The 13,608-nt window shown below is 69.4% G+C and carries 6 protein-coding genes and 2 pseudogenes; 4 read left to right on the top strand and 4 right to left on the bottom strand.

Annotation, left to right across the window (positions count from 1 at the left end; genetic code table 11):
• Positions 1–371, top strand: a pseudogene (locus Q7A36_RS34950) (hypothetical protein); the annotation flags it as partial.
• Between the two features lie 315 nt (positions 372–686).
• On the opposite strand, the gene Q7A36_RS34945 reads toward Q7A36_RS34950, so the two are convergent.
• The 3 genes from Q7A36_RS34945 to Q7A36_RS34935 are packed head-to-tail and all read right to left on the bottom strand — an operon-like array spanning position 687 to position 9,726.
• Positions 687–4,409 (bottom strand): cellulose synthase subunit BcsC-related outer membrane protein, encoded by a 3,723-nt coding sequence (locus Q7A36_RS34945; protein ID WP_305108427.1) that lies wholly within the window; start codon positions 4,407–4,409, stop codon positions 687–689.
• Positions 4,409–8,884: a UDP-forming cellulose synthase catalytic subunit gene (gene bcsA / locus Q7A36_RS34940; protein ID WP_305108426.1), complete on the bottom strand. Its 4,476-nt coding sequence runs from the start codon at positions 8,882–8,884 to the stop codon at positions 4,409–4,411. The genes Q7A36_RS34945 and bcsA overlap by 1 nt, the downstream gene beginning before the upstream one ends.
• Before the next feature lie 17 nt (positions 8,885–8,901).
• Positions 8,902–9,726 carry a cellulose synthase operon protein YhjQ/BcsQ gene (locus tag Q7A36_RS34935; RefSeq protein WP_305108425.1) on the bottom strand — a complete coding sequence of 275 codons (825 nt, stop codon included), beginning with the start codon at positions 9,724–9,726 and terminating at the stop codon, positions 8,902–8,904.
• A gap of 922 nt (positions 9,727–10,648) precedes the next feature.
• On the opposite strand from Q7A36_RS34935, the gene Q7A36_RS34930 reads away from it, so the two are divergent.
• From Q7A36_RS34930 to Q7A36_RS34920, 3 genes and pseudogenes are all read left to right on the top strand, one after another.
• The gene (locus Q7A36_RS34930; protein ID WP_305108424.1) at positions 10,649–12,517 is read left to right on the top strand and encodes a tetratricopeptide repeat protein; all 1,869 of its coding nucleotides are present in this window, start codon (positions 10,649–10,651) and stop codon (positions 12,515–12,517) included.
• Positions 12,508–12,814: pseudogene (locus Q7A36_RS34925) on the top strand (transposase); the annotation flags it as partial. The gene Q7A36_RS34930 and the pseudogene Q7A36_RS34925, both read left to right, overlap by 10 nt.
• Before the next feature lie 117 nt (positions 12,815–12,931).
• A complete protein-coding gene (locus tag Q7A36_RS34920) occupies positions 12,932–13,324 on the top strand; it encodes a transposase (RefSeq protein ID WP_305108423.1) in 393 nt (130 codons plus the stop codon).
• A gap of 13 nt (positions 13,325–13,337) precedes the next feature.
• Here Q7A36_RS34920 and Q7A36_RS34915 read toward each other — a convergent pair.
• On the bottom strand, positions 13,338–13,608 hold a 271-nt coding region (locus Q7A36_RS34915; RefSeq protein ID WP_305108422.1), incomplete at its 5' end, for a transposase.

Genomic DNA, 13,608 nt, shown 5'->3' with positions numbered 1-13,608 from the left:
GCATCACCGCTTACGCCAAGAGGTGGGCGGTGGAGCCGCTGTTCAAAGACATCAAGCATGGTTGGGGGCTGAAGGACGCCTGGCAGCGCTCGCGCCAAGGGCTGATGCGCTGGGTTACCCTCCTCGGGGCGGGCTACGCGATCGCGCAGATGCTGGCCTACAGTGATCCGGCGCGCCTGGACGGGCTGGCCGAGCCGGCGCCCTGGCGGCCGCTGGGCACCCAGACGGCCGGCGTGATCCAGGCGGGGATCGGCCGCATTTTACGCGCGGTCGGGCTGCCGGCCTTCATCGCGGCGATGTCGGCAAAACTCCGCGCCGAGGCGCGACACGCTGGCGGACCATCGCCGCCCACCTCGGCGCAAGCCGTGTAGATAACCGAAGCTCAGGTCATCGTTCCGGTCACGTGGCCTCGTTCCGGGGTCACGGAGCAGAAATGTCGCCTGTAAACTTCAGTCTACCTTTGGCCGCCTGATTACCGCAGCCAACTGTCTCAGCATCCGGGCGCACTACAGGCACGTTATACTACGCCCAGCTTGAGGCACCCGCTATAGCGGCGTGACCCAAGCAAACTGGCCTCCGGCAAAGTCGGGGCGGTTCACTCGCTACAGGCGAGCACTACCTCTTACCTGGCCGGACTTCCACCGCCTGGACCGCGCCAGCTTCGCCTGGCGCACCCAAAGCCGAGGTTAGAAGCGATTGTTCAATCTCACCATCGCGCGTGTCTCGTCCCAATTGGCCGCTTTGTCATAACGCACGCTCGCACCAAGGCTGAGCGTCGGAGTCAATGGGTACTCCACATCGGCACGCAGGCTGCCAACGATCCCGTTGCGAGACTGCCCAGGGAAACGGGCCAGGATGTCCGGGTTCTGCGCGGCAGCTGCCTGCATCTCCGACTGCAGGGCCCGGTTGTTGGGGAAGGCCGCGATGCTGTCCTCTCGCCAGGTTGCGTAGCCAATCGTCCCGCCGAGCCGGTAGGAGAGGTCGCCAATTTTGGACCGGTAATCCACTGGCAGGCCCACGGAGACGTAGGATTGCGGGCTGAAGTAGCCACCATGGCCAAGGGTAAAGGCGCGCTCGTTGTGGGCGTAGCTGAGATAGACCAGGTCCAGGCCTGCGGTCAGTTCGTCGTCTCCCCGTTTCAGCACGGAGTAGCCGAAGCCGGCATTCGCCTCGACGCGGCTGTTGTGCTGCACGTTCTCTCCGTCGAAGGAGGCCCAGCCGCCGCCGGCATAGGCGTAACCGCGGCCATTTCCTAACCCCGTCTCGAGCTGTGCGCGCGCCCCGGTGCGTGTGACGCCGCCCCAGTTGGATCCAGTCCGCGGGTCCCGCAGGCCGGACCAGGAGAGCAGGCTGTCCGTCACCGACCGCCGTTCGCCGATAATGCGCAGGCGAAGATTGTCGGTCAGCGACGGCGCAACTTCGACACCGCCCAGGATGCGGGTTTGCTGGAAGCCCAGTGGCGAGCTTCCGACGTCAATCCGGAATGTGTCTCCACTGCGGTAGCCGAGGCCGACGCCGACGCCCATAGCATCGGTCGTCGCCTTGCCTCCACCACCCAGGCCAAGGGTACCGTAGCGGCTCTGCACCGACATGGCCGAGGAGAGCGAACCGCTGCTGAGCGAGACCGGCTGCACCTGCGCCACCAGCGTGCCACGCAGCGTGGCGACAGGCAGGGTCGCCTCGACCGGGGCGGAAACCTCCTGCAGCTTGTCCAGCCCCGCCGTGCCGGAGCGGACACGGACCAGTGCCGGCGCCGTCAGGCTCGGCGCTGCATCGCGTTGCAGGGCCGCACTCGCATCCGCAATCTCCCGGCTCAGCCGGTCCGTAGGCAGCGGCGAGGTGCTCTCGACCTGCGGCATCACGCCTTCACGGAAGAAGGGGTTCTGCAGCCCCACGCCAAAGTTGGCAGAAGCGAGTTGCACCCGGCCATCCATGCCGAGCTCTGCCTGGCGTTGCGCCGCAGCCTGGGCATAAAGCTGTTTGGCACGTGCTGGATCGCCAAAGGCGCGCGCCACCTCGGCGGCCATCAGGCTCACGCGCGCGTCGCGCGGAGCGATCCCTTGGGCTTCGGCTGCCAGCGCTTCGGCCCGGCTGCGGTTACGCAGGGCAATGGCCGCCTCCACCGCAGCGCGGCGCGCATCCAGGTTGCGCGGATCGCGGGCCAGCAAGGTCTCGGCGATGCGCAGTGCTTCGGCCGGCTGGCGCGCTCCGCTATGTAGCCGGGCCAAGGCAAGTTGCGCCTCGGGATTGTACGGGTCGCGCCCCAGCACCGGCCGCAGCATCTCAAAGCCGCGGGCCTGGTCGCCCGATTCGTTCAGGCGGTCCGCCGCACGGACCGCGATGCCGGTGCGCAACGCAGCGAAGTCGCGCCGCTGCTCCGGCGTCAGGGACGCCTGGTTGAGGTCGCCGGCGACCGCATCCGCTTCGGCCTCCAGGCCGGCACCGAGCAGGGCGCCGGCGACAGCGAGCCGCGCCGGCGCTCCGGCGGTCCGATTAACGGAGAGGCCGATGCGGGCCGCTTCGGCTGCGCCATAGCGATCATTCGCGTCGGCGAAGGCACGCGCCACCGCTGCCGCGGTGGTGCCGGAGGGATCGGGGCGGGCGGCGATCGCCAGCAGGCGGTCGCGCGCGTCGCCGGGACGGCCGAGCTGCGCTGCAGTCCGCATCACCTCGGCACGGCTGCGCACCCGCCGCTGCAGCTGACCAACCTCAGCGCTGCGACGTGCCGGCGGGATGCGGTCCGCATAGGCCTCGGCATCGGCCGGTCGCCCATCCTCTTCCGCCAGCAGGGCGGCCGCGAAAAGCGCGTCCGCGCCGCCGTTCCGTGCCGTCAGCTCCTCGACCAGTGCACGTCCTTCCTGGGCACGCCCTGTGCGACGCAGGGCACGCGCGAGATCAAGGCGCACCCATGGGTCGCTCGGAGCCGTGTCCATGGCATTGCGCAGCAGCGCCACGGCGGCACCAGGATCGCCGCTCTGGGCTGCGTCGGCCCGTAGTCGGGCGACGACAGGGCTGGTGGACGGCGCCCCCTCCCCGCCTCGCGCCGCGAGCTGTGGGAACTCGGGCGGCCGATTCTGGGCACGCAGGGCCGCATCCAAGCCAAGCTGGGCCGGCTGGAAGCCTGGGCGACGCGCGAGGGCGGCGCGGAACTGTCGTTCCGCTGTTGCCGGATCGCGGCGCCGCAGAGCCACCTCGCCGAGCAGCTGGCTGGCATCGGTCGTGTCCTCGACATCACGCTGGCTGGCGCGGCGGGCGACCGTGTCCGCATTCTCAACATCGCCGCGGCGCAGCAAGGCGCGGCTCTCGGCCAACTCCAGTCCATAGCTGGCACCGTCCAGGGCGCGGCGCCACTTCGCCGCCCCCTTCGGGTCAGCGGCGACGGCGCGCTCGAGCAATGCTTTCGCCTCGGCCGGGCGGCCCTGGCGTAGCCGGGCGATGCCGAGGCCGCCCAGAGCGTCCGCATCCGCAGGGTCCGCCGCCAGGGCCGTTTCGAATTGGCGGCTGCCGCGCTCCACCGCACCCGCATCCAGTGCGGCGAAGCCCTGCTGTCGCGTGGCGCTGTTCGGGTCGGGCGGCGGCGCGCTCGTCCGTGCCTGCTGCACGCGGGTCCGCAGCTCCTGGTCCTCGGGATAGCGCCGCAGGAAGCTGTCGATCTCCCCTGCAAAGGCCGGGTCGGACGCGCTCCAGAGCAGGGCTTGGCGCCAGGCACGCCGGGCATCGGCGCTGAGCCCGGGCTGGTCGGCCAGTGCTGCGAGGCGACGAATGCCATCGAGCCGTGAACCCGATTGCCAGGTCAGGCTCTCGGCATAAGCCAGTCGGTTGGGCCCATCGGCGGAGCGTTCGGCGAGTGCGCCCAGTCCACGCTGCCCCTCTGCCGCGCTGCTCGATGTGCCGGCCAGCGTCTGATAGTACTCCCGGGCGTAGTTCGGCGGCGGGTGATCACCAAAGAGCGCGCGGTAGCGGGCTGCCGCCGCGTCCGTGCGGCCACTGCGGGCGAGCTGCCGCGCTTCGTCGAGCGCCGAGCGGTCCACATTCGCGCTCTGGACAGCGGCTTCGGCCTCGGCGCGCGACGCCTCGGGCGCCCCGGAGGCTCGGAGCTGGGCCAGGTAGGCGGCCGCGGCCGAATGGTTGCCGCGCGTCGCTTCCACCCGCGCGGCGAGGGCGAGGCCGGCCGGGTTCTGCGGCTCCGCCATCAGGACGCGCTGCACGGCCGTGGCAGCGAGGTCCGGACGTTCCTGTGCCAGCCAGCGCTCCGCCTGACGAAGCAGCACCTGCACCGCGTTGCGCGGCACCGCCGGCTGCACGGCCGCCGCGAGTTCCTGTGCCGCGGCCCCGTTCGGCTGCGGCAGACCGGTCAACAGGCCGAAGGCGGACGCTCCGGCGGCGAGCTGGGCAAGACGGCGCGACATCAGCGGGGAGTCCTTGCCCGGAGCCGCGCGATGGTGCGCCGGCGAAGCATCCAGAAGAGTGGTGTGCTGATAAGCAGTGCCCCGGCGAGCAGCACGAGCACGGCGCGCTCCGGATGCTCGTCCGCAAAGATCTGCGGCCATAGATACCAGGGCAGCTCGCCCACCGAGTAGCGCGGGCCGGTACGGAAGCCGTCGACCTTGCCGCCGCTCACCAGGCTGAGGTCGCCACGGATCCGCCCTGATTGATCCGGGTCGCGCAGCGCCGTGAGCATGGCGGCCATGCCCGCCGGCGTTGCGCCGGTGAGCGCGACCACCGATCGGCCTGCCTGCAGCGGGCTCTCGGCTGCCAGCAACACGCCGAGCCCTTCGCCCTCTTGCGAGAGGGCAACGGCGGCGCGCGTCTTCTCGGCCCGTGGCGGCGCGTCGAGCAGCACGGCGCGGACGTCCTGCAGGGCGTCCGGCAGGGCCAGGGTGAGCCGCTCCCCGTTCATCTGCACCGGCGCGTCACGGAGCAGGGTGGCGAAGGCAGGCTGCCGTCCGAGTGCACCAAAGACCAGCAGATCCTTGTTCGCAACGGCATTCAGCATGTTCGGCCCGACCACCGTCAGACCGGTGGCTGGCAAGCCGACCTGGGCCGCAAGCTGGCCGACCAGATCAAGGAAGACGCCCGTCTCCAGCACATTCGGCCGCTCCGGCATCACTGCGGCGGTGTCGGACAGGTCGGCCATGCGGGTGAACGGAAACCCGGCCGAGGCGAAGTAGCCGAGGTTGGGCAGGCGCGCGTAGCGGTGCAGGCGCGTCAGGTCGACGGTGCTGTCCGGGTCGATTGCCGCGCGTATATCGCCCGGCGTCGCCGCGCATTCGCCGCGGTTCAGCGGCCGCATGTCAAAGCGGAACTGCAGTTCGTCCCGGCCCAGCACCAGATAGGGCGGGATACTCGCCTGGCCATGGCGCAGCAGGTCGCCGGCGTTGGCCCGCGCCAGAAGCCAGCTGAGCGGCCATGGCCATTCCCCCGTACCGAGCGGGATGGATTTCAGATAAGACTCCGAGATGGCGACATCGACGCGGGAGGCGGCGACATCCACCGTCGCACCGGTCGGCGCCCGGAGGTGCAGGTCCACCGGAAAGCCACGGTTGCGCCAGGTGACGATATCGGGCGAGGTCCGCAGCGGTATCCGGATCGGCCCCGGAGCGTAGCCCTGGGCCTGGAGGGTTTCCCGATCCACCAGGGCACCGATGGGGATCGGCCGGTCCGTGCGCACCCAACGCGGCGCATCATAGGGTTCGCGCTGTGCTATCTGCGGTGCGGCGACACGGGCCCACGGGCCCGAGAGGCCGGTGCGGCCAGCGGCGAGAGCCAGCGCGGCGGTCGCGGCCTCCTGCTCCGTCCGGCCCGCGATGACGAGCAGCGTCCCGTCCGGATCACTCGGGTTCGGGACCAGTGCAAGGCTCGGCCCCTCCACGCGTGGCAGGGTGAGTCCGGGCACCGCATCGGGACCGGCGACGATGACCAGGGCATCGCCGCGCGGTGGCGGTACGCGATCGACCGGGAAGCTCGCGCCGCGGTAGTCCGCCTGCACTGCGAACCAGGAGGCGGCGACCGCGGCCGCACGCAGGCTCTGCGAACCCGCCGTCTCCGACAGCACCACCGGCAGGGTCAGGGCGCCTTGCAGGACGCGACGATCGAACAGCGGCTCCGGCAGCCTGGCCAGATCGCGCTGCCGCGGCAGCCGCTCGATCGTCAAGGTCAAGGTCGACAGATCGGAGATCGTCGACCAGAGCAGGCTGGAGAGCGGGTCGTTGCACTCCACCGCATAGCGGCCGGAGAAGCGGAAGTTCAGTCGATTGAGCTCGCTGAAATAGAGCGGGTCGAGCTCGAACTCGATCGGGCCCAGCGCCTGGCGGGCCGGGTCGAGCGCGATTGTGCCGATGGCCTGGTCATTCAGCGTCAAGGCGATCTGGCTGAGCGAAGGGATCAGTGCCGGGGAGGCGGCGCCCACGATCCGCAACCGCGCCCCGGTAACCACCTCGTCGGCACGCAGGCCGAAGAGCACGCCCTGCAGGTCCGAAATGCCGCGGAGTTGCATCGGGGCGCGGAGACCGATTTCGCGCAGCGTCTTGCGCACCTCCACCGCAGGCGCGGCGCTGGCTGGCACCAGCGAGGGCGGCGCCGGCGGCACCACGGACACCGGCGGCAAGGCCGGAACGGGTGCAACGGCGGGCGGCGGCGCGGCCGGTGCGCGTTGCGCCCATGCAGGGCCGGTGAGCAGCAGCATGCCGGCGAGTCCGGCAGCGATCCGCGTCCGTGCGGCCTGCGAGCGTGGCGCCACCACCTCGGTTGCCCGCGGCGACCGCGATGCGGTCGAGGGCGCACCGGTCGTGGCGGACTTCGCTGCAGATTTCGGGATACCCAGGCGGTAGCGTCGGAAGACGGCGTCGGTCACAGCCATGACAACATTACCTAATGAGCGTAGTGGGCTATCCACGGGCCAATCATCCCAGCTCAGCCATGCGTCGGGACGACCGAAGAAGAGGCGAGCGGCAGAGGCTTCGTCCGACAGGGAGTCGATCCGGAACTGGCAGGTGGCCGTATCGTCCGTCCATGTGAGGGCCTCGGCCTGCATCTCGATCACCTCACCGCTGGTCTCGAAGGCAACGGTCAAGGTCTCGCCGTCGGCGATGCCGGCAGGGCGGGTGGCATGCAGCCGCGCGCCAGAGGTGGAGATATCCACGGCGACGGCCGGGATCTCGGCACCACCCGGCAGCCGGATGCGTGCCGGCAGGTTGGCTGCCGCTCGGGCGCGCACCCGCATCTGCTCGCGTTCGCAGCCGACGACGATCGCGCCCGAGACAGGGACGAGGCAGAGAGCAACCCAGATCGTGTTCAGGACATAGGCGCGGTACGCGAGCGATCCGGCGTCTGTCGTCGCGATACCCCAGAAGCCGACGGCCAAGCCGGCTGCAAGCAGGAGCAGCAGGATCATGTTCGGCAGCACGGCCTGAACATCGATATAGCCGTTCTCCAGCGTGCCGCCCTTGTCGGTCACGTTGAACTTGCCTTTGCGCGGGTTCAGAAGCGTGAGGATGGTGACCGGCAGCAGTGGGAAGGCGAGCGTGGCCTCGTAGATTTCGCTCCAGAAGGAATGCCGGTGCGCCCCGTTCAGCCGCGCGGTGGTGGCGACCGCATGCACCATGTGGCCGCCCGCATAGGCGACGATGGCCAAGGGCGAGGCGGCGATGACGGTTGCGCCGAAAAAGAGGAAGGCCAGTGGCGAGCAGAGGAAGACAAGCCGCGGCAAAGCGAAGAGAAAGCCAAACTGCGCGGTGAAGTAACACAGACGCTGCGGCAGGGTCAGACCCCGCGCGAACAGTGTATTCTCCAGACGCAGGATCTGGATCATGCCACGCGCCCAGCGCATGCGCTGGCCGATGTGCAGCGACAAGCGCTCGGTCGCCAGACCAGCGGCCAAGGGCAAGCGCAGGTAGGCAGTATGCCAGCCACGCTGCTGCATGAGAAAGGAGCAGTGGCAGTCCTCGGTGACCGTGGCGTGCGGCACGCCGCCGACTTCCTGCAATGCGCTGCGACGGATCACGGCACAGGAGCCACAGAAGAAGGCGGCGTTCCACAAGTCGTTGCCAGGTTGGATGGCCCCGTAGAACAGCAGGCCCTCGTTCGGGACGCGGCGCTTGCGGGCCAGGTTCCGTTCGAAGGGATCGGGACTGTAGAAGTGATGGGGCGTCTGCACCATGGCGAGCCGTGCATCACGCACCAGCCAGCCAACCGTCATCTGCAGGAAGGCGCGCGTCGGGGCATGGTCACAATCAAAGATAGCGATGAACTCGCCATCCGTGTGCTGCATGGCGTGGTTGAGATTGCCCGCCTTTGCACCCTTGTTGTCCGGCCGGATGATGTAGCCGCAGCCCACCTGATCGGCAAAGGCGCGAAACTCCGGCCGACGCCCGTCGTCCAGGATCCAGACACGCAGCTTGTCCCGCGGCCAGTCCATATTCATGGCGGCGAATACGGTCGAGCGGACGATCTCGAGCGCCTCGTTGTAGCTCGGAATATAGACGTCGACCGTCGGCCAGTGCTCCGGGTCGCGTGGCAGAGGCACCGGCTTGCGGTTCAGCGGCCAGGCAGTCTGCACGTAGGACAACGCCATGAGCGTGCCAGCAAAAAGCTCGGCACCAAACAGCAGCAGCCCGAACACCGCCTGCCCGGTCGTCTCGAAATCGAGCGTGTCACTGGCACGCCAGAACAGGTAACGGGCGGTGATGCCGACCGACATCAGCACAAGGATCAGGGATGCCTGGCGCGAAGGAGAGCGGTTGATGAGCAGGTAGACGAAGATGCTGCTCAGGGTCAGCACAGCCTGCGCGTCCGCCTCCAGCGGCATGGTCACGAAGGCAAGGAGCAACAGGATACCAAGGCTGATGGAGCTGGCGCGCAGCAGCCGGTGCCGCAGCGCAGGCATCCTCGACGGACCCGGTGTCATTGAAGCCCCCAATCGTAAAGCGCGGCGAAATTCCTGGTCCGCGATGCCGCGGTGGGGAGTTGCGGCGCGAGGCGGGCGACAACGGCGTCTGCCAGCGCGTGGAGGTCCTCCGCCGCCCTGCTGCCGGAGAGCAGCATCTGCTTATCGGCGAGTGCCTCGGCCACCGCAGGGTCGGCGCTGATGGCGCCGATGAGCCGGTCACCCATGGCCTGCTCCGCTGTTTCCAGCACCGCGGTGGGCAGCGGGGCACCCAGATCCACCTGGTTCAACACCAGCACTGCCCGCTCCGCCGCGCGTGCGCCGAGCACACCGCGGCCCATGAAGTGGCCGGAGGCGAGTTGCGGCATCAGCGAGGCACTGGCAGCGTCGGCCAGCAGCACGACAGCCAGCAATTTGGCCAGCGGCAGCAAGGCGCGGAGCGCCGGGCTCGGCCCGGGCGGAGTGTCTACCACCAGGATCTGCCCGGGGCGGGTCAGCATGTCGCGTACGGGGCTCGCCAGGAGGGCCGGACGCTGCAGCAGCATCTGACTCAGCTGGAGCGTCTCCATCGGGCCCATCGTGCCGTGTGGCAGGACGTCGACCCCCGCCGAGGTCTGCCGCAGCAGGCGCTCCCAGGGCGGGGTACCCGGTCGGAGAAGGCTGGCGAGCAATCCCTCCTCATCCGTGAGCGGCAGGCCAAAATGCAGGCGCAGCGAGTTCTGTGGATCGAGATCGAGGGCGATGACCTGATGGCCACGCTCGGCCAGTATGGCTGCGACATGCGCCGAGAGGGTTGTCTTGCCCACTCCGCCCTTCGGTGATGCAAAGATCAGCATGCTCATCGATCGCTGCGCTCCGACGCGGGGCGAGTTGGGTGGCGGGTGGTGTCCATGGTGTCACGCACCTCGTGCAGCATGGCGAAGGAGCGCCTCTGCCGTGGGGTGGAGGCGGGCACCGGCTGTACAGTCGTCGATGGCGGCGCCAGGAGGAACGAAGCAGGCGGGACCGCGGGCCGTGGCATGGCCGCGACGGTAGCGTTTGGGCGGCGTGGCTCTGGCAGGGCGCAGCTGTCGGTCGAGTCCGCCGTGGCGGTTGGCGGAGCCATGGGAGGCTCGGTCATGGCAGGCATCACGGCGTCTGCCGACACCGGCCGATGCGCGCCCAGCACTGGGCTGGCCGCCTCGATAACGAGGCTGGGGAAGGCGTGATAGGGGAATATCCCCAAGCCGCATGCTGCGGCCAAGCTGGCTATTTCGCGCTGCATGTGGCCATGAACTCTTCTGCCATAGGTTGATAAATCAGACGCAGTTTAACGTCCTAGTCCGGTATTTTCTGGACCGGGGAAAACTCTTGTTTTTATGGGAACAGACCAGCCTGCCTCAGTATCCCCAAGCCAGATACTCTAAGACCTTCCGGGCCTTCATGATTATATCAGATTATTTTCCACACTGTTAACAGAACCGCCTGATTTTGCGCAATGGAAAGCTTTCCATGCGTTATGCACATGGCTGAACGCGCTGAGAGCGTGCAAAGGCATGGGGAGCGGTTCGCCAAGCACTGGTGTTGCATGCCACAGAGACCACACAGAGTGCGGGAGAGTCCGGAATCACCGGCTGCTTTGCGTTGGCTTCTGCACCCAGTCGAAGGAGGCTCCTCGGCACCCGCCACCTCCTCGTCGTTCATAAATCGGTCCGGCGGCGCGACTTGAATCGTGGCGGCACCGGCCTCCATTCGCCGGGCCATGGCCGAGCACCGGGGCGACGGATGACGGACACCCATGCGCCGCTGCTGCAGCAGGCGGCCGCCTTCCACCACCAGGGCCAGCTCGCCGAGGCGGAGCGGCTCTACAAGCGCATCCTGAACCGCCAGCCCCTGCATTTCGGCGCCCTCTACCTCTCCGGCGTGCTGGCGCTGCAGAAGGGCCGCGCAGCGCGCGCGGCCGAGGCGATCGGCAAGGCCATCCGGCTCAATCCCGGCGTCGCCGATGCGCACAGCAATCTCGGGACGGCGCTGCGCGCCCTCGGCCGGCCGCAGGAGGCGCTGGCGAGCTACGACCGCGCCATCGCACTCGATCCCGCCTATGCCGAGGCGCATGCCAACCGCGCCGCCGCCCTGCTCGACCTGGGGCGGCGGGAGGAGACGCTCGCCGCCTATGACCGCGCCCTGGCGCTGCGCCCCGACCAGCCCGAGGCGGAGGTGGGCCGCAGCCGCGTCCTGCTCCTGCTCGGCCGTGCCGCCGAGGCGCTGGCCGCGGCCGACCGCGCGCTCGCCCTCGATCCCGGCCTGGCCGAGGCGGAAGCCGATCGCGGGAATGCCCTGCATGCCCTCGGCCGGCTCGACGAGGCGCTGGCCAGCTTCGACCGGGCGATCGCGCTGCGTCCCGGCGGTGCGGGGGCGCATGCCAATCGCGGCATCGTCCTGGCCGGGCTCGGCCGCGGCGCGGAGGCGCTGGCGAGCTACGAGCAGGCCATCGCCCTCGAGGCCGGGCATGCCGAGGCGCATGCCAACCGGGCCAATCTGCTGGCCGATCTCGGCCGCCCGACCGAGGCGCTGGCGGCCTATGACCGCGCCCTCGCGCTGCAGCCGGGCCATGCCGGCACCCTTTGCAACCGCGGCATCGCGCTCGCCGATGCCGGCCGGCATGCCGAGGCGGTCGCGGATTTCGACCGGGCCATCGCCGCCGATCCGGAGCATGTCGACGCGCAGTGGAACCGCAGCCTCAGCCTGCTGGTCCTCGGCCGGCTGGAGGAGGGCTGGCAGGGCTTCGAAGCGCGCAAGCGCCAGCTTGCGGCGCGGACCGGGCAAGACGTGGCGCGGGAGTGGCGCGGCGAGCCGATCGCCGGCCGTCGCCTGTTCCTCGATTGGGAACAGGGTCTCGGCGACACTATCCAGTTCTGCCGCTACGCGCGGCTGGCGCGGGCGGCCGGCGCCGAGGTGATCCTCTCGGTCCAGGCGCCGCTGCTGCGCCTGCTGCGGCAATTCGAGCCGGAGATCCGGGTGATCGGGGAACGCGAGGTGCCGGAGCGCTTCGACGCGCGCTGCTCGCTGATGAGCCTGCCGCTCGCCTTCGGCACCGGCCTCGGCAGCATCCCGACGGCGCCTGCCTATCTCGCCGCCGATCCGGCGCTGCGGGCGGCCTGGGCGGCGCGCCTCCCGCCCGCGGGCCGGCCGCGGATCGGCCTGGTCTGGCGCGGCAGCCCCGGGCACCGGAACGACCGCAACCGCTCCATGCCGCTCCCGGCCCTGCTGCCCCTGCTCCGCGAGGAGGCCGCATGGATCGGCCTGCAGCGGGACCTCGCCGCCGGGGAGGCGGAGGCGCTGCGCGAGGCGGGCGTGACCTCCCTGCTCGGCGACGCCTTCGCCGATTTCGCCGACACCGCCGCCGTGGTGGACCAGCTTGATCTCGTGATCACGGTCGATACCAGCGTGGCGCATCTCGCCGCGGCCCTGGGCCGGCCCACCTGGATCGTGCTGCCGCGCAATCCCGACTGGCGCTGGCTGCTCGATCGCGCCGACAGCCCCTGGTATCCCAGCATCCGGCTCTTCCGGCAGCGGGAGGCCGGCGACTGGTCCGGCCTTGTCGAGGCGACCCGGCAGGCGCTCCGTCAGGACGCTGCGTTATCAAGGCATTGACCAAGGCCATCCGGCGCACCTTCGGGCGGGACACGCCCATCCAGCGCTGCCAAGTCCAAGGCCCGCAACATCGCCGAGCGGCTACCCAAGGCGCCGCAAGCACCGGTCCGGCGGGCGCTGCGACAGGCCTGGGAGCTGGACGACGCGGCCAAGGCCGAGCGGCGGCTGCGCAACCTGGCGCGCACCCTTGAGCTCCGGGCACCCGGCGCTGCGGCATCCATCCTAGAGAGCCTGGACGAGATCCTCACCGTCGTTCGGCTGCGGCTGCCGCGCGAGCTGCGCCGCTCGCTGGCTTGCCAGCCCGGTGAAAAAGCCGTCGGTCAGCCGAGCGGGTCTGGCGCGACGCTGAGGGCGACGGCCGCGGTCTGATCGTCAGCGACGACGATCAGAATGATGACCAGGCCAGCATCAGGCGTGGCGGTCGCAGTAAGCGAGGCCGAAACCCATGCGGCCGACATCCAGGATGCCGACAGCCTTGGCGATCTGCTGAAGCGCGTGAAGCCGCTCTACGCTTGGCTCCGGGTCGTGCTCGCCGACAGCGCCTACAATCGATTTGCGGCCTTGCTCGCCTGCTTTCTGGCAAGTCTGGTGCTGACCATCGTCCGCCGCGCCGCGGGCACCATCGGCTTCATCGTGCAGCCGCGCCGCTGGGTAATCGAGAGATCGCTCGGCTGGTTCGGCCGCCGGCGGCGGCTCTCCAAGGACTACAAGGCGCTGCCTGAGGTTCCCGAAGCGATGGTCACCCTGGCCGCCATCCGCCTCATGCTGCACCGCCTCTGCCATCCTAGTAACCCGGCCATCAAATAGGTAGCGCTTTGATTTACGCGGCGTAGCGGACGGTGATGGCCTGGAAGAAGGCCCGCACCTTGGCGGGGCGGCGTTGCAGGCGCCGCATGTGGGAGGTCAGGCTGGCCTTGAGGGAGAGCTTGTCCCTGGGCACCGGCTGCCGCGCCATGGCCTGCTTGACATCGTTGTTGAGGAACTCGTCCGGATTGTGCTCCGGCGCGTAGGGCGGAAGATAGAACAGCTCGATCCGCCCGGCGTTGGCCTTCGCCCAAGCGGTGACCCGCTTGGCTCGGTGGACCCGCAGA

This window comes from Paracraurococcus lichenis, from assembly GCF_030657435.1.
In the GTDB taxonomy this organism is placed as follows: domain Bacteria; phylum Pseudomonadota; class Alphaproteobacteria; order Acetobacterales; family Acetobacteraceae; genus Paracraurococcus; species Paracraurococcus lichenis.
This window is presented reverse-complemented; position numbering and strand designations above follow the sequence as displayed.

Bases quoted from the DNA above. Each gene is read 5' to 3' on its own strand.
- Q7A36_RS34935 (WP_305108425.1), bottom strand. From the start codon at position 9,726: ATGAGCATGCTGATCTTTGCATCACCGAAGGGCGGAGTGGGCAAGACA.
- Q7A36_RS34945 (WP_305108427.1), bottom strand. From the start codon at position 4,409: ATGTCGCGCCGTCTTGCCCAGCTCGCCGCCGGAGCGTCCGCCTTCGGC.
- Q7A36_RS34930 (WP_305108424.1), top strand. From the start codon at position 10,649: ATGACGGACACCCATGCGCCGCTGCTGCAGCAGGCGGCCGCCTTCCAC.
- bcsA (WP_305108426.1), bottom strand. From the start codon at position 8,884: ATGCCTGCGCTGCGGCACCGGCTGCTGCGCGCCAGCTCCATCAGCCTT.